We start from the raw sequence: 26,192 nt of genomic DNA on the forward strand, positions 1-26,192 counted from the left end.
CCCTAAATTAATATGCTTCCATGCTTTTTAGGGTAGCTTAACTCTCTTTTGCTTTGTAACATATCTAACATTGCAAATACTCTTTGTTTAGTTTCACTTGGCTTTATAATATCATCTAATAAACCTATTTCTGCACAAGCATATGGATTTGTAACTTCATCCATATATTTTTTAATAATCTCTTCTTCTTTTACTTTCGGATTATCCGCACTTAATATTTCATCTCTATATTTAGAAGTTATTATAGACTTAGGTGAAGTTAATGAAATTTTAGCGGTTGGCCATGCTAATGCTATATCAAAAGATGCTTCCTTACTTGCAAGTGCTAAATAACCAGCTCCATAAGCTTCTCCAATTATAAGCGAAACCTTCGGAACTACAGCATCACCTAAAGCATATACCATTTTTGATACGCTTTTAGCTAATCCCATCCTTTCCTCCTCAAGACTAATAATAATTCCCTTTGTATCTACAATACTAAGTATTGGAATGTTGAAACTATCACACATTCTTACAAAGCTTGCTACTTTATTTGAAAGTTTTATATTAATCTCACTCTTCTTACTAGAATCGTTTGCTATAACACCAACTGTTAATCCATTTATTTTTATTAAGTAAGTGTTTATGCTCTCTTCCATAGTTTTATTTATTTCTAAAACAGAATTTTCATCACTAATTGCATTTACTACTGCTTCTCCACTATAGTTTTCATTAATAGCAGCTTCATTTAATGTTTCTTTAGCTTCATTTAAATCCATAGATTCAGCAGTTAAATATGGCATTTCTAAATTATTAGATGGTATATAATTAAATAATTTCTTAGTTAATATTACTGCTTCCATTTCATCACTAACAACAAAGTGAGCATTTCCATTTTTAATAGAAGATATTCCATCACTATACATAGAGCTACTTACATATCTTTCTTCTCTATCTATCAGTTTATCACTTGTATTTATACTAAATTGTCCATTTTCCTCTACTACTATAATAAAATCACTCATAGTGGCATTTAATGCCATCATTCCATTACATGGTCCTGAAACAATAGAAATTTGAGGTATTACTCCACTATTCTTAGTAGTTTTTCTTAAAACTTCTCCATAGGAAGCTAAAAGCTCAATTCCATCATCAACTTTTCCGCCTATGGAATCAAATATCTTAACTATTGGTGCTCCCATTTTCACTGCAGCATCCATTATATTGCATATTTTTTTACTTGATTGTTTATTGAATGTTCCCCCATTTACAGTGTAATCTTCACTATAAATGTAGACCAATCTTCCATCTATAGTTCCATGTCCTGTTACAACTCCTGCACCATTTTTATCAATTAGTGTGCCTACCTCTACAAAAGAACCTTCATCCAAAATGTTTAAAATTCTTTCTCTTGCAGTTATTTTGTTTAAGTTGTGTTGCATTTCAACTTTTTCTGATCCACCACCTTGGTGTGCCTTATGTCTAATTTCATCAAAGACATCAAGTTTATCCATATTATTGCCTCCTGACTTTAGATTACTCTTTGTTACCCCGCCATAATAATAACATAAAAAGTCCCATTTGTACATAAAATTTGCAAGTTTTAATTCATTTTTCTGTGTATTGAAAAAAAACAATTATAAATTGACGTGTAATCATTCTTTTCCTTTAATATTCTTTCTATTTTCTTTATTTAAAAAATACAGAACTAGTTATTTTAAAAGATATCTTATATGAATAAAACCACTATAAGTACATACTTATAGTGGTTTTATCAATTCTTATTTATTCTTTTATACTAGAATAATCCTTCTATCGTTCCATCTTCTTTTATATCTATTTTAGCCGCTGCTGGAATTTTGGGAAGTCCTGGCATAGTCATTATCGTTCCTGTTAATACAACAATAAATCCTGCACCATTAGAAACTTTAACTTCTTTTATAGAAACTTTGAATCCTGTTGGCCTTCCAAGAAGATTTGGATTGTCTGATAATGAATTTTGTGTTTTAGCTACACATATAGGTAATTTATCTAAACCTATTTTTTCTATATCAGATATTTGCTTTTTAGCTGCTGGTAGTATTTCAATTCCATCAGCTCCATATATCTCTCTAGCTATTGTTTCCATCTTTTCTTTTATAGTTAATTTTTCATCATATAACACATGGAAATTGCTTTCTTTTTCTTCAATAGTTTTTATAACTTTTTCAGCAAGCTCCAATCCACCTTCTGCACCTTTTCCCCAAACTTCAGTCAATGCAACTTCTACACCTTTATTTTTACAGAATTCTTCTATATATTTAATTTCTTCTTCACTATCACTTATAAATCTATTTATAGCTACAACTGCTGGCACACCAAATTTTTCAACATTTTCTATTTGCTTTTCAAGATTTTCTATACCTTTTGAAAGAGCTTCTACATTTGGAGTGTTTAAACTATCTTTTTTAACTCTACCATGATGCTTTAACGCACGAATAGTTGCTACTATTACTACTGCACTTGGTTTTAAGTTTCCATATCTACACTTAATATCAAAGAATTTTTCTGCTCCTAAGTCTGCACCAAATCCAGCTTCTGTTATAGTGTAATCACCTAATTTTAAAGCCATCTTAGTAGCTAAAATACTATTGCATCCATGTGCTATGTTTGCAAATGGTCCACCATGAATTATTGCTGGTGTATTATCTAAAGTTTGGACTAAGTTAGGCTTAACAGCATCTTTCATAAGCATAGCCATGGCACCATGAACATTTAAATCTTTACAATATATAGGTTGTCCCTCTGTGCTGTAAGCTATAAGGATTTTTCCAAACCTTTCCTTCAAGTCCATTAAATCTGTTGAAAGACAAAGTATTGCCATTATTTCAGAAGCAACTGTTATTGTAAATCCATCTTCTCTTGTAAATCCATTTGGAGTTCCGCCAAGTCCCACTACTACCTGCCTTAATGCTCTATCATTCATGTCTAAAACTCTTTTAAATACTATTCTTCTTGAATCTATTTTCAATTCATTTCCTTGATGAATATGATTATCTATAGCTGCACTTAAAAGATTATTTGCTGTTGTAATTGCATGCATATCTCCAGTAAAATGCAAATTTATATCTTCCATAGGGATTACTTGAGCATATCCTCCACCAGCAGCTCCTCCTTTAACTCCAAAAACAGGTCCTAAAGAAGGCTCCCTTAATGCTATTACTGCATTTTTCCCCATACTACAAAGAGCTTGACCTAATCCTATAGTAACAGTAGATTTTCCTTCACCAGCTGGAGTAGGATTTATAGCCGTTACTAGTATAAGTTTTCCATCTTCTTTATCTTTATTATTTTCTAATACATTGAGAGATATTTTTCCTTTATATTTTCCATATAGTTCAATATCGTCCTCCGTTAATCCTATTTTTTCTGCAACTTTAAGTATAGGTAACATCTTTGCACTTTGAGCTATTTCTATATCTGTTTTCATATCAATATCCTCCAATCTATATACATAAAATTTTGTACACAATTATATTTTATGTACAATAATCTTATTTATTATCAAGTTTTCCCATGAAATTATCTATATTAACTATATATCTTAAATGAGTACCTTCTCCAATTAAACCATTTTCATCATAAACTTTTACTAAAAAAGTTATTTTCTTTCCCTGAATATCTTTAACTACAGCCTCACATTTTACTTTCATCCCAATTGGTGTAGCCTTAATATGCTTTACATTGACTTCTATTCCTACAGTTGTATCTCCTGGTTCTAAATATAAATCAATAGCATTTTTAGATGCGTTTTCCATTAAGCCTATCATCGCAGGCGTTGCATACACTTTTAGGGTACCTGAACCATGATGAAGTGCTGTATCATCTTCTGTTACAGTCTTTTCAATAATTGCATTTAGCCCTATCTTTAATTTATTCTCCATTTACCTACCCCCTAACATAAATTTGGTAATATAATTATATCATAACTCTAAAGTTAGTCCTATAATTCTTTTTAAAAATTACGTATATTTTTTTATTTTTATATGATAATGTACGTAAATATTTATTACTTTTTATATTTAATTATAAAAAAAGACAAAAGAGTGCACGAACTCATCATACACTCTTTTGTTTACACTATATTTCTTCTTTTTTTATGTCTTCAATGTTTGCTTCTTCTACTTGTAATTTAACTTCTCCTGGATTAAAATCCTCATTTAAAGTATTTTCTTCCTTTGGAGTTTCCTCTTTAATAATGTCAGTAGAAATTTCTTCTAAACCTTTTCCATCCATAATTGCATTAAATTCTTCAGCAGTAAGCTTTTCTTTCTCAAGAAGTGCTTTAGCAACTTCATGAAGCTTATCTTCATTTTCACTAAGTATAGTTTCAGCTCTTCTATAAGCTTCATCTACTAAAGATTTTATCTCTTTATCTATCATAGAAGCTACTTCTTCTGAAAAATCTCTTGAATGACCAATATCTCTTCCTAAGAATACTTCTCCTTGTTCTTTTCCAAAGGAAATAGGTCCTAATTTTTCACTCATACCATATTCCATAACCATTTTTTTAGCTATAGAACTAGTTCTATCTATATCATTTTTAGCTCCTGTACTAATTTCTTTAAGTATTAGAGCTTCTGCAACTCTTCCACCTAAAAGTCCAACCATTTCATCTTTAAGCTTAGAACGTGAAGTATATGTGGTATCTTCATCCGGAAGATGTAGTGTATATCCTCCTGCCATACCTCTAGGGATTATACTTATTTCATGAACAGCATAAGAATTTGGTAAATATTTAGATACTACTGCGTGACCAGCTTCATGATAAGCAGTTAATCTCTTATCTTTTTCACTTATAACTCTAGATTTCTTTTCTGGTCCAGCTATAACTCTTGTAATTGCCTCTTCAAGCACATCCATGGTTATAACTTTCTTCTTACCTCTAACAGTTAATAATGCCGCTTCATTCATTAAATTCTCAATATCTGCTCCAGTAAATCCTGGAGTTCTTTTTGCCAATATATCTAATTTAACATCTGATCCTAATGGCTTATTTCTTGAGTGAACTTTTAATATTTCTTCTCTTCCTTTAACGTCAGGTGCTCCAACAACTATTTGCCTATCAAATCTACCTGGTCTTAAAAGCGCAGGGTCTAATATATCAGGTCTATTTGTTGCAGCAACCATGATAATTCCTTCATTTACTCCGAAACCATCCATTTCAACAAGTAATTGGTTAAGAGTTTGTTCTCTCTCATCATGACCTCCGCCAAGTCCTGCTCCTCTTTGTCTACCTACAGCGTCAATCTCATCTATAAATATAATACATGGAGAGTTTTTCTTTGCTTGTTCAAATAAATCTCTTACTCTTGAAGCTCCCACTCCCACGAACATTTCAACGAAGTCAGAACCAGAAATGCTAAAGAATGGTACTCCTGCCTCTCCAGCTACAGCTTTTGCAAGCAATGTTTTACCTGTTCCTGGAGGTCCTACTAAAAGAACTCCTTTAGGTATTCTCGCACCTACTTCTATATATCTCTTAGGATTTTTTAAGAAGTCAACAATCTCTTCTAATTCTTCTTTTTCTTCATCTTCACCAGCTACATCTTTAAATGTAACTTTCTTTTTATCTGGTGTAGCCATTTTGGCTCTACTCTTACCAAAATTCATAACTCCACGGTTTCCACCGCCACCTCCACCAGATTGCTGCATAAACATCCCCCAAAATGCTACAAGCATTATTATAATTAAGAATGTTGGAAGCATTTGAATCCAGAATGGAATACTTGTTGGTGGTGTAAAATCAACCACTGCAGTTTTATTTGGATGATCTTTTCTTAAATCTTTGAAGTCATCCCTTGGTAAAGCTGTATGATATTGTGTTCCATCATCTAATTCCCCTACTATTGTTACATTATCTTCTCCCATAGTAGCGGTTTTAACTTTATCTTCTCTCCAATATTTTTCAAATTTATCAGCACTAATCTTAGCTACATTTCCACCACCTTCAAATAGTGTTAATGCCGAAAAGATTACAAGAACTAAAACTAACAACCAGGCCGTTGCACTTGAAAATTTTTTCACTAAAGGCCCCCCTCTCTTTCTAGTTATGATTTTCTAAAATTCTAACATATGAAATATTATATCATAAAGAATATAATATTAAATCTTATCGTGAATAATAACACATTATAATTATTCTACTTTTTATATACACTTTCCTTTAAAATAGCTACATATGGTAAATTTCTGTATTTTTCAGCATAATCTAATCCATATCCAACTAAAAAATAATCTGGAACGTCAAATCCTAAGTATTTAACTTCCATTTCTTCTTTTCTTCTATCTGGTTTATTTAATAAACATGCTATTTCAAGACTTTCAGGATTTCTAGCACCTAAGTATTTTATTAAATATTTTAATGTAATTCCTGAATCAATTATATCCTCAACTATTAATACATGTTTTCCTTTAACCTCAAAATCTAAATCTTTCAGTATTTTAACTATACCTGAGCTTTCTGATGAATTTCCATAGCTAGATACTGCCATAAAATCCATCATACAAGGTATTTTTATTTCTTTTAAAAGATCTGACATAAATATTACAGATCCTTTTAATATTCCTAGCACTAATAAATCTTTCCCTTTATAGTCTTCAGTTATTCTAGTTGCTAATTCTTTTATTTTTTCTTTAATTTGTTCTTCTGTTAACAATACATCCTTTATATCATTATACATAAAATTCCTACCTTTCTATACATATCTGTAAAATTCTTTCTGTATTATTGTCAACTTTAAATTTCTCACTTATTCTATAACCTACTATCCATCCAATTTCATCTCCAAAACAAATTAGTGGAATAATATCTCTTTCATGCCTAGGTACTTTAAGATCAATAAATAAAGCCTTTAACTTTTTACTTCCCTTCATTCCTAGAGATGTAAATCTATCTCCATCTTTTCTATACCTTAATATTATATTATCTTTAACTTTATCAAAATCAAAATACTTTACCATATCAGAATCCTTTAGATTAATGTCATTATTCTTATGAAAAATTTTAGTTATAATTTTTATATGTAACTTTTCACAATAAAACTCATCGTTAAATGGTATCACTTCATAAACATTAGTATTATGATTTTTCACTTCCTTATATATATGTATATCTTTATAAACATTATCAACCATTAAGCTATCAGGTAACATAATAGTCTTTCCAGTGTTTTGATTATAAAGCTTAATTATGTCAATAATGTGACTGTTTTCGATATTATATAAATCACCTTTAATTTGAAGAATTGCTTTTCTTAATACTCTTGTAATAATAGTTTTATGTTGCCTAAAAGCATCTTTATATATTATAACTCTATCGTCTTTTCTATAACAGTATTTTTTAAATATTTCATCAGATATTTCTTCAAGATAATCATTATCTTCCCTAATAATATTTGACATTCTATTTAAGGTATGAATTATATCTTTATTAAAATTATTTTCCATATATGGAATGAGTTCAAGCCTAATTTTGTTTCTAGCATAAATATTTTCAAAATTAGTTTTATCTATTGCAGCAGGAAGTTCATTTTCCTCACAATATTTTTCAATTTCCTTTCTTGTTATCTCAATAAGTGGCCTTATGAATGTATTATCCCTAACCGGTCTAATCCCTACTAAGCCTTCTATACCTGTACCTCTCATCATACGCATTAATACAGTTTCTGCTTGATCATTTAAATTATGGGCAATAGCAATTTTATTACAGTTATATTTTTTCATAAGCTCGTCAAAAAACTCATATCTAGCTTCTCTGCCAGCTAACTCATGAGATATATTTTTTATTTTTGATAATTGATTAATATCAACTCTTTTAACAAAGCATAAAATTCCTAGCTCATCACAATACTTTTTACAAAGTTCCTCATCTTTATATGCATCTTTTCCTCTTAAAAGATGATTTACATGAGCTGCATAAATGGTTATATTTAGTTTATTCTTTAAAGTATGTAAAATATGCAATAATGTTATAGAATCTGGCCCACCAGATAATGCAATTATTATTCTATCACCATCATTAATCATATTATTTTCGGCTATAGTTTTTAAAACTTTATCTTTCAACTTTTTACCACTTCCTAGAATATGATATTCATTACCTCATATTATCATATATTACCCTTTAATAAAAGAAAAATATCATTAAATGTTTCTAATTTCTTAAATTTAAGAGCTATAAAAAAATGAAGAAATGTAAAAATACCACGCTTTACAATTCTTCATTTTTATAATCTAACTATACAGGTTGTACACTTTCGATACCAATACAGTCATATCATCCTTAACCTTGTTTTTGCTTATCTTCTTCGCCTCCTCTATTATTCCTTCTGCTAAATCACCTATATTTGTATCATCATTTCTTATCATATAATCTAAAATCCAATCCACTCTTCCTGAAGGTTCTACATCAAGTACACCATCACTTACCATTACTACTAAATCACCATGAGATACAGACTTTTTATGTCTTTCTATATCAGCTTTATCAAGCACGCCTATTGGTAAACTCTTTGATTTTATTATATCAATGGTGTCATCGGATTTTATAAAACTAGCAACTGCTCCTACTTTCATAAAATCTATTTCTCCTGTATATAAATCTATGCTACTTAAATCTACCGTCGAAAATTTTTCCTCCTCACAAAATTTTAAAGTCATAATAGAATTTACCGTGTTTATAGCTGTAGTTTTACTAAATCCTGCATGAGTAAATTTTTCTATTAACTCTACTGCTGCTTCACTTTCTCGTCCAGCTTGTGGTCCTGATCCCATACCATCGCTAATAAGCATCATATAATTACCATTAGCATATTTACCAAAACTGAAGCTATCTCCATGTATATTAAATCCTTCTTTACTTGCCTTTGCTACATGAGTTACCACTTTAAACTTAGGTGCCTCTTCTAAAACAATAGTGCACTTATTAGTTTCAGGATTTATATAACATGCATCATCATTAATAATCATATTTTTTCCCACAGCTTCATTAATTATAGGAAGAATTTCTTTTCCATACATATCAATTGAAGCATACTCTGATGATGAAATCCTAATTATCAACCTCCCTTTTTTATCCTCAATGGAAAATACATCATCATATTCTATATAATTTTTATCAAATAATTTTATTATGTTTCTTTCCACTTCTCCATCCACTTTAATATCTTCATTAAAGTCTTTCACTAATTCTTGAACAGATTGGGCCATATTGTTTATTTGACTTGCTAGAAGTTCCCTGCCTTCACTTAATCTAGTTCTCCACATTTCACTTATAATATGTTTGTTTACCACATCCTCAACATTTCTTATTAACGCACCTTTTCTAAGACACTTCCTTTCTAATTCAAATGGAAATTTATTTATTTTTTTCTGCTCATTTTCTATAAGTTCAGCAAATGCACTATAAGTTACATGATGTTCTCTAGCCCAGCATATACAATTAGTATTACAATCATTACATACTCTACTTGCTAAATTTTCTACTAAGGCGCTACTTTTACTTTGAAGTGCAAGCTTGTCATTGTCCACTAAATTAGTTAGTATTTTTGACATATTTGTAAGTACATCTGAAAAATTATCAAGTCTTCCTAAATACATATTTCTTATATTATTTAAATAATTTCTATCTAAACTTTGCTTTTTCTTTTCAGAATTTATTTCTGCTGATACACGTTCATATATATTAGTAGGTATTATTAAAAATATACCCACTGACAAAATTCCTTCTATTATAATAAAACTATTTGACATCATCATATTAGAAGTTGACATATAAACTTTAACTATAGCAAAGGTTACTAAAAATGCTAATGAAACAAATATCCTTCCGGCATCTTTAAAAGCTCCTGCTACAAGCCCACAAATCCCTAGTACACTTACATATAATAATAAATACTCATTGCTCATTCCTATAATAGCTCCCATAGCTATTCCTGATGTAGCTCCTATTGCACTTCCACTTATGTAGCTAAATATTATTACTATTGCCAATGCCAATACATTTGTAAGAGAAATGTTAAATATTTTAATTCCCCAAGTTCCTGCTACAACTACTGAAAATAATAAGGACATACAAATTATTTCTTCATTACTAAATAAATGTTTTGTTTTTAATTCTCCAAAGCATGAATTACTTATATTCAGAATAAAATATATTGGGAAGATACAAAAAATATTTGTAAATGTTGAAATTAAAGACACTGAAAAACCATATTGATTTATTAAAATGCTATAAGCAAAAATTGATATGGTAACAGTAATAGCTAGTACAGCTTTTTTCAACTTACTTTCCACAGTATCTCCTAAAACCATAGAAACAAAAGTTAATAATGGAACCAATACAAAATACATATTTATATCTTTAACATGATTCTGCATAGTAATATACCCTAGCAAGCTACCAAAAGCAGATAATAAAGATATTTTATTGTCCTCTTTCATTAGTATGACTAATAAAAACGCAATCCCAAATGGTGCTGTATTATTTATAATCATTGTTCTACTAATGAAAAAACATAAAAAAAACAATGTTCCTGTTTTTATAATCAACTTTCTACTGCTTTGTTCTTCTTTAATTTGTTTTTCCTTTGTACGTTTAATTCTTTTATATGGAATTATCTCTGCACCATATTGCATTTTATAACCACCTACCCCTTAAATTTGTAAGTTAATTATAACAAAGCATTCTGGAAATAAATGTCATTTAGTGGAATGAGATTATAAAATCTTTATGACATCAAAATATATATTTTTACCATTTTATAACTAGAAGTTTTTCTTCTATACAATTACCATTTTATACCATAATTTACTATTTTCAAAGTATTGCTATATTTTTTTATCCACAATTCTCATATTTTTATCTTCCAACATGTTGATAACTTTTATAGTTAAAGTTGTCGTTATGAATAACTTTATAATAAAATTTGAAAGAATTTTTATTATAATAAATGGAATACTTTTCCAAATAACTAATAAACTATATAGATTTACTACTTTTAAATTTAATCTATGCATACATAGAATTATGTTTTTAAGTCTACACTAATATGTAATTAAGAATTAACTATTAACAATGGATAATTATTAAAAACTTCCCTTTTACAAGAGAAGTTTTCAATTGATTCTTTTTACGTAACACAGTCACTTTTATTAAGTAGTCTATTTAAACAAATTAGCTTGGTTAAAACTAATTTCCACCCTATTGTCAATTCTCAATTTATTAAAAATGTTAATAAGTCTTTTTTATATATAAAAAAGACTTACAACTTAGTTGTAAGTCTTTATGGTAGCGGAAATAGGACTTGAACCTACGACACTTCGGGTATGAACCGAATGCTCTAGCCAGCTGAGCTATTCCGCCATGTGGTTGCGGGGATAGGACTTGAACCTACGACCTTCGGGTTATGAGCCCGACGAGCTACCAACTGCTCCACCCCGCGATATTTGGTGCTGAAGACCGGAATCGAACCGGTACGGTGTTTAACCACCGCAGGATTTTAAGTCCTGTGCGTCTGCCTGTTCCGCCACTTCAGCAGGTTATTTAATTTAAATTGCTCTTACATGACACTAATTCTATCAGTCATAAATTAATGGTTGCGGGGATAGGACTTGAACCTACGACCTTCGGGTTATGAGCCCGACGAGCTACCAACTGCTCCACCCCGCGATATTGGTGCTGAAGACCGGAATCGAACCGGTACGGTGTTTAACCACCGCAGGATTTTAAGTCCTGTGCGTCTGCCTGTTCCGCCACTTCAGCATTTCTGACTATAGTATATGTAATATAAAATATTTTAACCTCAAATTAATTATAAGATTATGGTAGCGGAAATAGGACTTGAACCTACGACACTTCGGGTATGAACCGAATGCTCTAGCCAGCTGAGCTATTCCGCCATGTTGGTTGCGGGGATAGGACTTGAACCTACGACCTTCGGGTTATGAGCCCGACGAGCTACCAACTGCTCCACCCCGCGATATTGGTGCTGAAGACCGGAATCGAACCGGTACGGTGTTTAACCACCGCAGGATTTTAAGTCCTGTGCGTCTGCCTGTTCCGCCACTTCAGCAGGTTATTCATTATTTTGTGCATCTTTCAGCGACAATATTTATTATAGTTTAAGGTCTATATATTGTCAACACTTATTTTAATATTTTTATTATCTTTTATAAATTTTTTGCAGTTTTATTAAAACTTAACTATATTAGGTCTCTAATATAATTAAAAGAGTGCTAAAAATTTAGCACTCTCTAAATTTATATTAATAGTTTGAACTTTTTCTACTATATCCGCGCCCTTTATTATCTTGATGTCTTTTTAAATCTTGAAATCTTTCTTCGCTGTCTTTTAAGAACTTAGATATTCTATCTTCAAATGAAGAACCACCAGTTTTTCCTTTCTCTTTTTCCCAGTCTATTTCCACAGGTTTTACTGATTTTTTTGGTACTCCTGCTTGTTTTATAGATAAGCTCATTTTTCCGTTGTCATCAACTGAAATAACTTTCACCTTAACAACGTCTTCTTCTTTTAGATGATCTCTCACGTCTTTTACAAAGACGTCTGATACTTCGGAAATGTGAACAAGTCCTGTTTTTCCTTCCACTTCAACAAAAGCACCAAAATTAGTGATATTAACCACTTTACCTTCTACAATACTTCCAGCCTTTAAGGTCATATTAAAAAGATTCCTCCTTAAATAATGTTTTAATTATTATGTTATATATCATGTTATGTTAAACATAACATAGATTACTTATCTTCTTTTACACTGTTATTGATTACAGGAGTCTCACCCTCTTTAATAAGTCCTAATTTTTCTCTTGCAAGTTTCTCAATATACTTATCAGTTTTTGATAACTGCACTTCATCCTGTAATTTTTTATTTTCTTCTTGCACCTTTTCTAACTCCACAGTGTAGGTTTCAAATTCAACCTTTTGTCTATGCATTATCTTCTGCTGATTTATGAAAATATAAGAAACATAAACAATTAATAGAGATAATAATAAGTTTTTAATTTTTCTATTTTTCATTATACAACTCACCCTCCACATAGAATGAGTATAACAACTTATTATTCAATAGTTATTATATTAAAATATAACTACTTATGTTAAACTCATAAGTATATTTTAATTTGAATCGTTCATTTGTTCAAGGTATTTTACATTAATTTTTAACTTTTTCCTATTATTTTATATAAACAAAATCTTACAGGATAAGACAATGTATTAAATATTACTCTTAATACCTTTCCAATAGCCAATAATACGTTGTGAAGTACATTTATAAATATCTTACTAATTAGTTTAATATATACAAATAATCCTATACCTACATATACAAAAACATTGAAGCTCATATACGCATAGCTTGTGTACATCATAAATATAAACACAATAAATCCTGTAGCAATCCAAAATAAAATATCTTGAATTATGGTTATAATTGCACCAACATCTTCAAATCCTCTTATAATTCTATAAATATCAAAGAGAACGCCTATTAAAACTCCACTTAATAAACTAAATACAAATAATATTATTTGTTGTTCCATTGTAAACAGCATGATATTTACCTAAAAAGCCTTGAAAGAATGCCTTTTCCCTTTCTAGATTTTTTTTCATCACTGGTATATACAATATAACTTATTTTCCCACTTATCATTACATCTCCATTTTGTACATCTAGTTTATTCATTTTTAAGTTTTCTCCTCTTATATCCATAGAACCAAGAACTGTATTTAAAAGGATTTGTTCATCATTAAAGCTTACAATTTCCTCAACTCCGTCAATTGTCATCTTTTTTCTTGAATCTAAAGTTAAATAACTTTTTCTATCTTCTATCTTGGTTTCCTTGTTATCCATAAAACCCTCCTTGCATATATTAAAAGTATTCCTAATAAATAATATTTCTTTAAGAAAAATATATGCAAAGAAAAGCAATTTAAGAAGAAATAATTATTCCTTATCTTCTTCTCCTGATATTATTTCATACATAGTTTTAGCATTTTCTTTAGTTACATGATTTGCTATATTTACTATTTTTGCTGTTAATACTTGAGTTGCAAATTGAATTTCAATAATATCTCCTTCTTTTACTACCGTTCCTGCCTTAGCAACTTTACCATTTATTGAAACCCTACCACTTTCACAAACTTCCTTTGCAACTGTTCTTCTCTTAATTATTCTTGACACCTTTAAATACTTATCAAGTCTCATAGCCATCCCCCAATATATTTTATTCAAATTTGCATTTTAAAATTTATAATTATAAATAATTCCAAAATAACTAAAATTAATTCTGTAAAATATTATATAAACTTTATTATTTAAATATAATTATAACCTTAAATGATTTGTAATACACTATCATCATCTCAAAGAAAATAACTATTTAAATATTCTGAGGATATTTTATATCACATAGATAGCTAGCTCTTAAAATAGTGACACTATCTTTGTAATGTTACAGTATGACATAAAATATAATTAACTATTTTCTAAGATATGATTAATAAAAAAAACCTAGAATAAATCCAGGCTTTTTAATAAGTAAAATAAGACTATTTATTAACTATGTCTTTAAATTCTTTTCCTGCTTTGAAAACAGGTGCTTTTGAAGCAGGAATTTCTATTTCTTCTTTAGTTCTTGGATTTCTTCCCATTCTAGCAGCTCTTTCTCTAGTTTCGAAAGTTCCAAATCCAACTAATTGAACTTTTTCTCCCTTTCCTAGAGCTTCTTCAACGCTCTCTATGAACGCTTTTAAAGCAACCTCTGATTCCTTTTTAGTTAAACCTGATTTCTCAGCCATGCTTGTAATTAATTCTGATTTATTCACTATTGTACCTCCTTAATCTTTTAAAAACGCTTCTACATTCATAAATTCTAATAGATATATTGAATATAAGATAGCATATTCTTCAATGTTTTTTAAATTCCTTCTAATCAATTATAGTTTTAACATAAAAGTAATAAATTATTTCTTCTTTGCTTCATTCCATAACTGATCCATTTCATCAAGCGTCATAGTCATGAGATCCACTCCCTTAATTTGAGCAGAATCCTCTATAAACTTAAAACGCTTAATAAATTTATCTATAGTATAATTTAATGCAATTTCTGGGTCTATGTCAAGAAGTCTTGCAACATTTACTGAAGCAAATATTAAATCTCCTACTTCTTCTAGTATTTTTGCCTCATTTTTACCATTATATACATCTTTAATTTCGTTTAATTCTTCTAGCACTTTTTCCATCGCAGGTTCAGGATCTTTCCAGTCAAAACCTACCTTTGCAGCTTTAGCTTGAACCTTATCTGCTCTTAAAAGTGCAGGTAAATTTTTAGGTATATGCTTTAATTCCTCAGTATAAGTTTTAAAATCATTTTCTTTTTGCTTAATTTTATCCCAGCTCTCTAAAACTTCACTGGTATTATTAATTTTGATACTTCCAAAAATATGAGGATGACGTCTTATCATCTTCTCTGTTATAACTTTAACTATGTCATTTATGTTGAAATATCCTTCTTCTTTGCCCAGTTGTGCATGAAAAACTATTTGAAATAATACATCGCCTAGCTCTTCTGTAAGTTTAAAATCATCTTCTTCATCAATTGCCTCTAAAACCTCATAGCATTCTTCAACTAAATTTCTCTTTAATGATTTATGGGTTTGCTCTAAATCCCAAGGACAGCCATCTTCCCCTCTTAAAGTTTCCATCACTTTAAGTAAATCAAAAAAATCTTTGGTTTCTTCTAAGTTTTTGGGAATATAAATAGAGGTTAGATAGTCTATATCCTGTTGTCTATCAAGCTCGAAAAGTTTTATCTTTCTAACATTTTCTATTTCCTTAACCCCTGCTGCTCTTATAAAATATATTTCCGTTTCATCATTATAATATTCAAGCAGTGATAATTTTGTTTCTGAAGCTATAAGCTGATTATAAACTTGAGTTATTATAAGTCCTGCTCTTTTATCCAATATTTGATTTTTAATATCAAATGCATCTATTATTTTTATTCCATCAATTGGATCTAACTTTAAAGTTTCCATAACAGCATCTATAAAACTTACTGCGGGAACTATTTCATACGGAATATTCTTCTCATCACAATATTTTATAAGTAGTGTAACTGATTTTTCTGCTACTAGTGGATGTCCTGGTACTGCATAAACTATATTATTACACTTACTATGTTCTTTTATTATATCCATAGCTATAGAATTATAAACATCATCAAAGCTATCAAATTTTTCATACATGTAATCATAGCTTTCAAATGTCACTCCTAAAGACTTTAGATACTCAACATTTGGATGCTTTTCTGTTCTAAATAAAACCTTACAATCACTTTTTAAAAGTTCTAGTGTCCCAATTGTGAGCGCTTCCTTAGCCCCTGGTCCTAAGCCTACTATTTTAATCATTCGCTTCACACTCCCTACTCTTTTCATTTTTCTATAAATTAGTTCTTTACAATCCTTCCTTTGATATCTTCTACAGTAAATATCTTAAGTACTACAATCAATATTGTATATATTAATGCTCCTACAAATATAGCTAATAAGCAAGATATTCCATTACTTATTGTATAATTATAGACATTATTATACGTAAACACAACCGCAATTATCATAATTAATGATGCTATTGCTGGCTTTAATAAAACTTCATATAAACTGAGCTTAACGGAAAATATTTTCTTAATTTGGAACATATTCAAGATTACCGTAACTATATAGCCACACAATGTCCCTATAACTGCACCATATATATTTATAACGGTCATAGGAATCAACAAGTAACTTATTATTACTTTTACTATACAACCTATAGCAAGGTTATAAACAGGCCTTAAATAGTCTCCTACGCTTTGTAATAACGCTGTAGTAGTCTGTGTTATTACTATAAAAGGTATTGTGGTAGCTACTAGCCTTAATATATTATAACCACCTACATCTTTCATAAATACTAAGTGCATTATTGGAGCTGCTAAAGAATATAGTCCCGCTGTACAAGGTAATGCAATGACAAAGGATAACTTAAAAGCCATTTCTATTCTTCTATTTAACTCAAAGGTTCTGTTTGTGCTATAAGCTTCAGAAATGATAGGTACTAAAGATGCACATAATGCCACTGAAAGTGCTAAAGGTACATTTGAAAGAGTTACTGCCTTTCCTGTTAATTGACCATATAAGACTGCACTTTCTGATACAGAAAAACCTGCTTTTAGCATTCTTTCAGGAACTATTATAGAATCTATTAATGACATTATTGTACCTACTGCTGCACCTAATGAAATAGGCAATGCTGCTTTTCCTATTTCTGAGATCATACTCTTACTCTCTATTCCTTTAACTTTATACATAAATTTGCTCTTTCTATAGTAGATTGTAATTAAATATATACTACCTAATATGCCGCCTACAACTGTACCAAAAGCCGCTCCCCCTGCTGCAAATTCTATACCTTTAGGTAATAATAAATATGCAAATAATACACCTCCACCAACTCTACCTATTTGCTCAATTATCTGGGATATTCCTGTATATGTCATATTTTGAAGTCCTTGAAAGAAGCCTCTAAAAGTACACATAATGCATACAAATATAGGAGCAACAGAAATTATTATAAAAGACAGATATGAGTTTTCATGCCATTTTAATCCTTGAATTATGGATCTTGAAAAGAAAATCATAAGAAAAGAAGCTAAAAATCCTATAGGTAGCATTACTAAAAGAGTATCCTTTAGCACTTTTCTAATGCCGTAAAAATCATTTTTTGCATTTAATTCTGAAATTATTTTAGACATTGCAATAGGTACTCCTGATGCTAATGCAACGAATGTCATATATAAAGGATATGACATTTGATAATACCCCATACCTTCATCACCTATAAGTGTCTGAATTGGTATTCTAAAAAACAGGCCTAAAAATCTAGCAAAAATTCCAGCAATACCCAAAATCATTGTACCTTTTATTAATGAATGTTTTTTCATATAATCCCCCTAAAAAACCTTTTTATTCTAATACTTATTGCGGTTTTTCTAGCATTATTACTTGTACAGAATATATTTTTTATTAATTTTTAAATTATATGTTTTTAATTATTGAAAATTTTTATTGTAATCGCACTAATAACTTTTTAATAGGGGTTTCATGAAATATATAAACATACCGATTCTAAAATTAATATATTTGAAAGTAGTTTATATTTCTTAACATTATAATTAAAACTATTAAGTTCACAACTTTTTTCAATTCACAATGCATAATTCACAATTTTGGATATTTATCGGTAATAGCCGAGAAATTTAAAGTAATTTATCTTTGAAGTTACAAAGTAATTTCAGAGTAATAAATATCCTCCGGCTAAGCCGGAGGTTTTTCATTAATGCCTATAAGGCTTTTCTACTAGCAACGCCTAAAGGGCGTATTTTATGATCTGCCACATGCGCATTTTTACTTGCTACCCGTAAACGGGTCTTGATCTCCTAATAAAGTTAATTGTTCACCTAATTGATCTTCCTTCAATTGATTTTTTATATATTCCTTTATCTTTTTTGCATCTTTTCCTACTGTATCTACATAATATCCTCGGCACCAAAATTCTCTATTTCTATATTTATATTTTAGATTTCCCCATCTTTCATATATCATTAAACTACTTTTTCCTTTTAAAAATCCCATAAAACTTGATATGCTCATCTTTGGTGGTATTTCTAAAAACATATGCACATGATCTGGACAAACTTCTGCTTCTATTATATTTACACCTTTCCATCTACACAACTCTCTAAGTATAGCTCCTACTTCTAACCTTTTTTCTTCATAAAATACTTTTCTTCTATACTTTGGTGCAAACACTACATGATATTTGCAGTTCCATTTTGTATGTGATAAACTATGTATATCATTCATCTGAATGACCTCCTTTTGATTAATATTTTGTAGTTGACAGACCACAATTTCATTATATCAAAAGGAGTTTTTATTTTGTGACTTATAGCTAAAAGCTTTACTGAACCCCTAGTCTAACTAGGGGTTTTCAAATAACAAAAAATCTAGCAATTGTATTGCTAGAAAAAAATTAGTTAAAGAAATTAGTTCAATCAAAACTAATTTCAACCATAATTGTCAATTTCTCACTTTTAATTTTCCATTAATTATATATTTAAATCTATAATCGCTATCTTTGCTTTGGTAATTTCTAAAGTTTATACATAACAAAAATATTTATTAAAATTTCGTAAATGTGATTAAAAAGATTATATTTGTTAATAGTATAGATGGTAGTAGAATAACGGAAAGCAAAAAATAAAAAATAATGGCAGAATCCTGCCATTATTGCTCCATTTGCTTTCCTAAGAAAGCAGATGCTGTTTCAGCTAGTTTTAGTTCTAAATCCCCAAATTTTACATTTTCCTCTTTAGAAAGTATTACAACAGCTCCAATAGCATCTCCTTCTGCTACTATAGGGCTAACAACTTGAGAACTATAAACAGTCTCATCTTCATCTTCATATAATGGTATAGCCTTCTCTGCCCCTGTTCCATATATAACAGCTCTACGACCTTCCATTATTTTTTCAAGTTGCATACTAACTTTTTTATCCATATAGTCCTTTTTAGGTCCACCACTAACAGATATAATACTATCTTTATCAGCCACAACTACAATATGTCCAATTGTCTGTTGAAGTGCCTCTGCATATTCTTTAGAGAATTCGCTTAACTCTTCAATTGGAGAGTATTTTTTAAGTATTACTCCACCTTCTCTATCAGTAAATATCTCTAGCGGATCTCCCTCTCTAATTCTAAGAGTTCTTCTGATTTCTTTTGGAATTACTACACGACCTAAATCATCTATACGTCTTACTATACCGGTTGCCTTCATAACTAATTCCTCCTCAAATAACTTTAATTATGTACTTGTGCTATTATTATCCTTCTAAATTTGAAATTTTATACACATTTGCATAAAGATTAATTTATAACAAAATTTGAGCAAAGATACCTTTTTAAAATTACAGTCTATAATATGCTATTTTTGGAAATCATTAAAATAATCAACAAACTTTTAAATATTTTTTGTACATAAATCATAAATTTCCGAATTACACCAAAATGAAGATTCCACAATTTTGATAGTAATCGTAAATTTAAAAACTTATAATTTTTTATAATAGATGCATGATTATAGACTATTTGTTATTAAAAATTTATATTTTGTTTTCAAAAATTTTAACTTTTATTAATATTTTCTTAATTTTAGGTTGTAAATTATGAAAGTTTTACCATATTTTACTCTATTCTTTGAATTTGTTCTTTTATCTATTTTTTAAAATACTCAACATAAAAGGAGCTATGAATTAAATCATAGCTCCTTTTATGTTAAAGATTTGTTATTTTCTTTCACACATCTTAAATTATTTTAAATTATCTTCATAAATTTTAATTTTAGCTTCTTCTTGCCATTTGTTAGCCGTTTCATTCCATTGTGTATTTTTCTTCTCATCTAGTAAACTCTTTTTAATGTCTTCTTTTACAGTATCAAATTTCTTAACTGGATACTCTTCCTTATCTATACATTTTATTACATGATAACCATATTGAGTTTTAACTGGTGCTTTTGTATAAGCTCCTTTTTGTAGAGCAATTGCAAACTGCATAAAAGTTTTATCATAACCTGTATCATTATAATCTATCCAGCCTAACTCTCCACCTTTATCTTTAGTTCCATCTGTTCCTTTTTCCTTTGCAAGCTTTGCAAAATCCTCACCAGCATCTAATCTTTTAATTATATCCTTAGCCTCTTCTTCATTTTCAACTAAAATGTGAGCTGCATTAATTTTATTTGGCTTTTCAGTATAATAAGTCATATTAGAGTCATAATGAGTTTTTGCATCTTCATCAGTTACTTTAACATCTTTAACTACTTCTTCAAAAACTTTATTATATATAAGTTGATTTTTTATATTTGCTTTTATGCTTTCTTCAGTTTCACCAGATTGCTCTAATCCTTCTTTAAATTTTTCTTCACTTTCAAAAGCATCTTTTATTGTTTTGTATTCTTGATCTATATATTTTTTAACCTCATCATCATTAGGCATCACTTTAAGCTCTACAGCTTTCTCTTCTAGAATTCCTTCTCCAATCATTCTATTTAACATATTAATTCTCTGTTCTTTTAACATGTTCTTGCCTTCTTCAGTCTTATCAAAGTTTTCACCTTGCATCTTTTTGATATAAGTTATAACTGGTCCCATTCTTTCATCAAGTTCAGCCCTTGTTATTTTCTTATCGCTATATTTTGCAACCTTTGATTTTGCGATACCTTCTGGAGTCTTTTCAATTAAACTACATCCAACTAAAGAAGTTGCCATCACAGCCACTAGGGATGCTACTATTAATTTTTTTATGTTTTTCACTTTAAATCCCCCGTTCTATTTTTTTAATAGCTATATTTTAAACTCTATAAAAGTTTAAATAACTAAAACTTATATTCTATCTCATAAATAGTTATTCCTACTTCTAAACATTAATCATTTAATTTTACGAATTTATAAACCTAAATAAATCCAAAAGTAATAATATTTTAAAATATAGCTTTATACTACAGTCCCATTTTAATACGATAATATTTCATCTTTGTGACATTTAAAAATAATTTTATCACAAACTTCTAATCATTAAAAGTTTATAGCAAATTATTGAAAATAATTTAAAAAATTATTTATTATTAGCTTTGCCATTAAATTCTTTCATATACTTAATTAACTCAATTAGATTATTAAGAAGCTCTTCCTTCTTAGCTTCCTTTATCTTATAAGCAATAACCGGTACTTCTCCCATTTTAAAAGTTATTTTGCTTATATAATTGTCTAATAGACCAGTAATTAAATTTCGACTAATATTTTGTTTATTTTCAAAAGTAATTAGTATTTCATTTTTAACTTCTTTAATCTCAATAATACCTATTTCTTTTGCCATACTTCTTAAATAAGCAATATTCATCAAATTATAAACAGTAGGCGGTATATCTGAAAATCTATCTTCTATCTCATCTTGTAATTCCATCATATATTCATAAGAGTCGATAGATGCAATCTTTTTGTAAACCTCAATTTTTTGTGTTTCATCCTTCACATAGCTACTTGGAATATAAGCATCAATTTTAATTTCAACAGTAGTTTCAATAGGCTCTTTTTCAATGTCACCTTTAATAAGCTTTATCATATCTTCAAGCATTCTACAATATAAGTCATATCCTACAGTAGCCATATGTCCATGCTGTGCAGAACCCATAATATTTCCTGCACCTCTTATTTCCAAATCTCTCATAGCAATTTTAAAACCTGAACCTAATTCAGTAAAATCTTTAATGGCTTTAAGACGTTTTTCCGCTACCTCTGTTAAAATCTTATCCTTCATATAAGTAAAATAGGCATATGCTATCCTATTAGTCCTACCTACTCTACCTCTTAATTGATATAACTGAGATAAGCCCATTTTATCTGCATCATAAATTATCATGGTATTAGTATTTTGAATATCTATACCCGTTTCTATAATAGTTGTACATACTAAAATATCATATTTATAATCTATAAAATCTAGTATTATTTTTTCCAGTTCTCTTTCAGTCATTTGACCATGAGCTACTGCTATTCTGGCTTCAGGTATAAGTTTTCCCAGATAACTTGCCATTTCTTTTATAGTTTCAACCCTGTTATACACAAAAAATACTTGGCCATCCCTATTCAACTCTCTCATTATACCATCTCTAATAAGCTGATCATTAAATTCAACTACATAAGTCTGAACTGGATATCTTTCCTCTGGAGGAGTTTCAATTACGCTTATATCTCTTACCCCTGTTAAAGACATATGCAATGTTCTTGGAATAGGAGTTGCAGTTAAAGTTAAAACATCTATATTCTTTTTTATGGACTTAATTTTTTCTTTATGAGTAACTCCAAATCTCTGTTCTTCATCTACTATTAATAATCCTAAATCCTTAAATGAAACATCCTTTTGTAATATCCTATGGGTACCTACCAGTATATCCACATTTCCTTCTTTAACAGATTTTAATATTGCCTTAGTTTGTGAAGCTGTCCTAAATCTACTTATCATATCCACTTTTAAAGGAAAATCAGAATATCTTTTTAACATATTCTTGTAATGCTGCTCTGCAAGTATAGTTGTAGGAACTAAAAATGCAACCTGTTTTCCATCCATTACGCATTTAAAAGCAGCTCTTAAGGCTACTTCTGTTTTTCCATAACCAACATCTCCACATAAAAGTCTATCCATAGGCTTATGACTTTCCATATCCTTTTTAATTTCCTCTATAGCAGTTAATTGGTCTGGTGTTTCATCATAAGGAAATTCATCTTCAAACTGCTTTTGCCATACTGTATCAACACCATATTTATGACCTTTAATTTGTGATCTAGTAGCATAGAGCTTAACTAGATCTTCCGCTATGTCTTCTATAGATTTTTTAACTTTATTTTTAGCTTTAATCCATTCACTTCCACCTAGTTTATTTACTTTAGGTGATTTTCCCTCGCTACCTATATATTTTTGTACCAAATCTAACTGTTCTACAGGAACATATAAAGTATCTCCATTATTGTAAGTAAGCTCTAAAAAGTCCTTTTTATGGCCTTGTATTTCAAGTTGGTTTATTCCTTTATATACACCTATTCCATGGTTTGCATGTACTACATAATCTCCTAATTTAAGCTCAGTAAAGCTTTTAATCTTTCCTGCACCTTTTTTATTTCCTTTTCTTCCTGTTTTTCTCTTAGATTGTCCAAATACTTCCTTATCAGAGATTACACATACTTTAAGCTCCGGATATTCAAATCCTTTCAATGCATTACCAAAAGTTACAACAACTTGACCAAGTTCTATGTTATCAATAAAGTCTTTATAACTTGCTTCAATACCTCTATCCCTTAGAGTATCTATTAATCTTTCTCCTCTAGTTCTTGTTCCTGATAATATTACTGTCCTATAATTATTATCTTTTTTGTCTTTAATGTCATCAATTAAATAATCTAACTGACCATGATAATCATGTATAGTTATTTGCGAGAAAGAAGAAATAGTTCTTGGTTTTAATATTTTGCTTGATTTAGCAATAGTATCTATAGTTAGCACTCTTTTGCTCTCTAGTAGTTGTAAAGTTTCTTCCTTTGAGATTAAAAGTTCTCCTTGTCTTGGAAGTATATTTCCTCTCCTCAAGAAATTTTCATAGTTTTCTTTAAACTCAAAGTAAACACTTTCCAGCTTACCATTACATCTTTGAACATCATCTACTATAACAAAACTATCATTTAGATAATCAAAAAATGTAGAAATATTTTCATAAAAATATGGTATATAACTATCTATAGTTTCAAAACTCCAAGTTTCTTTAAGAGCTTCAATATTACTATTAACTATGGATGTCAATCTCTCTATAGCTTCTTTTTCTTTCTTCTTATTAAAATTTAAAAGCGAGTTATTAAAATCTTTATTAATGTTATCATAAGCTTCCTTTAAACTTTTGCTAGTTATAATTATTTCTTTTGCTGGAAATATCTCTATAGTACTTACCTTTTCAATACTTCTTTGAGTATCTGTATTAAAAGTTCTAATAGAATCTATTTCATCATCAAAAAATTCTATTCTATAAGGAAGAGCATCTATAGGAGGAAAGATATCTAATATTCCTCCTCTTATTGAAAATTGGCCTTTTGTTTCAACTGCTTCACTTCTCTCATAACCACATTGAATAAGCTTTTCACTTAATTCTCTAATATCTACTATATCTCCTACCTTTAAAGAAAATATATAATCCTTAAATAAGTCTACTGGAGTATACACAGCTAATAGCGACTCTATAGATGCTACTATTATCTTAGGTCCATCTTCTAACATCTTTTTAAATATTTTAAGACGTTCCCATCTTAAATCTCCAGAAATAGCATCGATATTATAAAAAACTACTTCCCTAGTTGGAAAATAATACACATCATTTAAATAAAAACTTAAATCCTCACAAATATTTTTTGCTTCTACATCATTATGAGTAACTATAAGGATTTTTTTATTTACCTCTTCATAAATTCCATTTATTAAATAGCTTTTTGCAGATTCAGAAACTCCGTAAATACCTATAGGAAAATTATTTCCTTTAATACTTTTTGAGATTTCTCTAAATTCTTCACTATGTCTTAATGGCATCATAAGTCCATTTAGTCTCAAAATTATCACCTCTATACAAATAAAATGGAAATATACCGAACTTTTCTATAAATAGTTATAAACCTAGCAATAGCTAGGCTTTAATACCATTAAACTTATTCATAGCTTCAGCAACTCCATTAGTTATTATAGTTTCTATAGCTTGAACACTTGGTTCAAAGGTTTTTTCCAATAGTTCTCTTTCTTCTTTTGAAAACTTTCCCAAAACATGGTCTACTAGATCATATCTCGGTTGTCCAACCCCTATCTTAATTCTAGGAAAAGCTTCTGTTGAAAGATGTGAAATTATATTTTTAATTCCATTATGTCCTCCTGCACTACCTTTTGCCCTAATTCTTATAGTGCCAATATCAAGACTTATATCATCATAAACAACTATGACATTATCATTAGGAATTTTATAAAAATCGCATACTTCTCTAACACTTTCCCCACTTAAATTCATAAAAGTTTGAGGTTTTAACAATATTACCTTTTCTCCATTTATTGTTGTCTCACCATATATACCTTTAAATTTTATCCTATTAATAGAAATATTATACTTTTGTGCAAATAAGTCTATTATATCAAAGCCTACATTATGCCTTGTTTTATCATATTTATCTCCTGGATTACCTAGTCCTACTATTAAATACATTTGATACCTCCAAAATTCATCCGCCAGTTATACAGTATTTATATTATACTAAACTAAAGATATAAAAATCAAAGTACAAAATACTGTTATTTATTATAATACTACAAAAATATATTACTACAAAAAAACTGGAAATCCTATAAGAATATATTAAAATATATTCTTATATAATTTTACATTATATATATTTACCTTATATGTAAATACTATGCAATACTTAAATCTAAAATTTAATTTATCTAGAAATAACTTAAATTCTTATCTCTAATAA

The 26,192-nt window shown here is 29.3% G+C and carries 20 protein-coding genes and 8 tRNA genes; all 28 read right to left on the reverse strand.

Annotated features, from left to right (window positions below):
- Positions 1 to 2: 2 nt before the first annotated feature.
- Positions 3 to 1,493 carry an acyl-CoA carboxylase subunit beta gene (locus ACY1IQ_RS10385; protein WP_461613856.1) on the reverse strand — a complete coding sequence of 497 codons (1,491 nt, stop codon included), beginning with the start codon at positions 1,491 to 1,493 and terminating at the stop codon, positions 3 to 5.
- Positions 1,494 to 1,777: 284 nt separating this feature from the next.
- Positions 1,778 to 3,448: a formate--tetrahydrofolate ligase gene (locus ACY1IQ_RS10390; RefSeq protein ID WP_461613857.1), complete on the reverse strand. Its 1,671-nt coding sequence runs from the start codon at positions 3,446 to 3,448 to the stop codon at positions 1,778 to 1,780.
- A 64-nt stretch (positions 3,449 to 3,512) separates the two neighbouring features.
- Positions 3,513 to 3,902: a thioesterase family protein gene (locus ACY1IQ_RS10395; protein WP_461613858.1), complete on the reverse strand. Its 390-nt coding sequence runs from the start codon at positions 3,900 to 3,902 to the stop codon at positions 3,513 to 3,515.
- Positions 3,903 to 4,098: 196 nt separating this feature from the next.
- Positions 4,099 to 6,045, reverse strand: a complete 1,947-nt coding sequence (gene ftsH / locus ACY1IQ_RS10400) for an ATP-dependent zinc metalloprotease FtsH (RefSeq protein ID WP_461613859.1) — start codon at positions 6,043 to 6,045, stop codon at positions 4,099 to 4,101.
- Between the two features lie 116 nt (positions 6,046 to 6,161).
- Positions 6,162 to 6,701: a hypoxanthine phosphoribosyltransferase gene (gene hpt, locus ACY1IQ_RS10405; protein ID WP_461613860.1), complete on the reverse strand. Its 540-nt coding sequence runs from the start codon at positions 6,699 to 6,701 to the stop codon at positions 6,162 to 6,164.
- Between the two features lie 7 nt (positions 6,702 to 6,708).
- A complete protein-coding gene (gene tilS, locus ACY1IQ_RS10410; RefSeq protein WP_461613861.1) occupies positions 6,709 to 8,085 on the reverse strand; it encodes a tRNA lysidine(34) synthetase TilS in 1,377 nt (458 codons plus the stop codon).
- 168 nt (positions 8,086 to 8,253) lie between these two features.
- Positions 8,254 to 10,656, reverse strand: coding sequence for a stage II sporulation protein E (spoIIE, locus tag ACY1IQ_RS10415; RefSeq protein WP_461613862.1), 2,403 nt, complete (start codon positions 10,654 to 10,656; stop codon positions 8,254 to 8,256).
- Positions 10,657 to 11,306: 650 nt separating this feature from the next.
- Positions 11,307 to 11,383 (reverse strand) — tRNA-Met (locus ACY1IQ_RS10420).
- A 3-nt stretch (positions 11,384 to 11,386) separates the two neighbouring features.
- Positions 11,387 to 11,462, reverse strand: a tRNA-Met gene (locus tag ACY1IQ_RS10425).
- A 5-nt stretch (positions 11,463 to 11,467) separates the two neighbouring features.
- Positions 11,468 to 11,556 (reverse strand) — tRNA-Leu (locus ACY1IQ_RS10430).
- Between the two features lie 57 nt (positions 11,557 to 11,613).
- Positions 11,614 to 11,689: transfer RNA gene (locus ACY1IQ_RS10435), tRNA-Met, on the reverse strand.
- A gap of 4 nt (positions 11,690 to 11,693) precedes the next feature.
- Positions 11,694 to 11,782 (reverse strand) — tRNA-Leu (locus ACY1IQ_RS10440).
- A 60-nt stretch (positions 11,783 to 11,842) separates the two neighbouring features.
- Positions 11,843 to 11,919, reverse strand: a tRNA-Met gene (locus ACY1IQ_RS10445).
- Between the two features lie 4 nt (positions 11,920 to 11,923).
- Positions 11,924 to 11,999: transfer RNA gene (locus tag ACY1IQ_RS10450), tRNA-Met, on the reverse strand.
- A gap of 4 nt (positions 12,000 to 12,003) precedes the next feature.
- Positions 12,004 to 12,092, reverse strand: a tRNA-Leu gene (locus ACY1IQ_RS10455).
- A 192-nt stretch (positions 12,093 to 12,284) separates the two neighbouring features.
- Positions 12,285 to 12,698: a S1 domain-containing RNA-binding protein gene (locus ACY1IQ_RS10460; protein WP_461613863.1), complete on the reverse strand. Its 414-nt coding sequence runs from the start codon at positions 12,696 to 12,698 to the stop codon at positions 12,285 to 12,287.
- A gap of 74 nt (positions 12,699 to 12,772) precedes the next feature.
- Positions 12,773 to 13,054: an FtsB family cell division protein gene (locus ACY1IQ_RS10465; protein ID WP_291564783.1), complete on the reverse strand. Its 282-nt coding sequence runs from the start codon at positions 13,052 to 13,054 to the stop codon at positions 12,773 to 12,775.
- Between the two features lie 143 nt (positions 13,055 to 13,197).
- On the reverse strand, positions 13,198 to 13,578 hold the full coding sequence (gene yabQ, locus ACY1IQ_RS10470) for a spore cortex biosynthesis protein YabQ (RefSeq protein ID WP_461613864.1): 381 nt from the start codon (positions 13,576 to 13,578) through the stop codon (positions 13,198 to 13,200).
- A 17-nt stretch (positions 13,579 to 13,595) separates the two neighbouring features.
- Positions 13,596 to 13,889, reverse strand: a complete 294-nt coding sequence (gene yabP, locus ACY1IQ_RS10475) for a sporulation protein YabP (RefSeq protein ID WP_039634383.1) — start codon at positions 13,887 to 13,889, stop codon at positions 13,596 to 13,598.
- Between the two features lie 93 nt (positions 13,890 to 13,982).
- Positions 13,983 to 14,243 carry an RNA-binding S4 domain-containing protein gene (locus ACY1IQ_RS10480; protein WP_291578817.1) on the reverse strand — a complete coding sequence of 87 codons (261 nt, stop codon included), beginning with the start codon at positions 14,241 to 14,243 and terminating at the stop codon, positions 13,983 to 13,985.
- 344 nt (positions 14,244 to 14,587) lie between these two features.
- Complete coding sequence (locus tag ACY1IQ_RS10485; protein ID WP_461613865.1) at positions 14,588 to 14,863, reverse strand: HU family DNA-binding protein; 276 nt, start codon at positions 14,861 to 14,863, stop codon at positions 14,588 to 14,590.
- 138 nt (positions 14,864 to 15,001) lie between these two features.
- A complete protein-coding gene (gene yabN, locus ACY1IQ_RS10490; RefSeq protein WP_461613866.1) occupies positions 15,002 to 16,447 on the reverse strand; it encodes a bifunctional methyltransferase/pyrophosphohydrolase YabN in 1,446 nt (481 codons plus the stop codon).
- Between the two features lie 38 nt (positions 16,448 to 16,485).
- Positions 16,486 to 18,021: a putative polysaccharide biosynthesis protein gene (locus ACY1IQ_RS10495; RefSeq protein WP_461613867.1), complete on the reverse strand. Its 1,536-nt coding sequence runs from the start codon at positions 18,019 to 18,021 to the stop codon at positions 16,486 to 16,488.
- A 463-nt stretch (positions 18,022 to 18,484) separates the two neighbouring features.
- Positions 18,485 to 18,943, reverse strand: a complete 459-nt coding sequence (tnpA, locus tag ACY1IQ_RS10500; RefSeq protein ID WP_461613868.1) for an IS200/IS605 family transposase — start codon at positions 18,941 to 18,943, stop codon at positions 18,485 to 18,487.
- A gap of 423 nt (positions 18,944 to 19,366) precedes the next feature.
- A complete protein-coding gene (gene spoVT / locus ACY1IQ_RS10505; protein WP_461613869.1) occupies positions 19,367 to 19,918 on the reverse strand; it encodes a stage V sporulation protein T in 552 nt (183 codons plus the stop codon).
- Positions 19,919 to 20,450: 532 nt separating this feature from the next.
- Positions 20,451 to 21,452: a peptidylprolyl isomerase gene (locus tag ACY1IQ_RS10510; RefSeq protein WP_461613870.1), complete on the reverse strand. Its 1,002-nt coding sequence runs from the start codon at positions 21,450 to 21,452 to the stop codon at positions 20,451 to 20,453.
- A gap of 301 nt (positions 21,453 to 21,753) precedes the next feature.
- Positions 21,754 to 25,284 (reverse strand): transcription-repair coupling factor, encoded by a 3,531-nt coding sequence (gene mfd, locus ACY1IQ_RS10515; protein ID WP_461613871.1) that lies wholly within the window; start codon positions 25,282 to 25,284, stop codon positions 21,754 to 21,756.
- A 73-nt stretch (positions 25,285 to 25,357) separates the two neighbouring features.
- On the reverse strand, positions 25,358 to 25,921 hold the full coding sequence (gene pth, locus ACY1IQ_RS10520) for an aminoacyl-tRNA hydrolase (RefSeq protein WP_461613872.1): 564 nt from the start codon (positions 25,919 to 25,921) through the stop codon (positions 25,358 to 25,360).
- Positions 25,922 to 26,192: the final 271 nt, after the last annotated feature.

It is taken from the genome of Clostridium sp. Marseille-QA1073 (assembly GCF_054863625.1).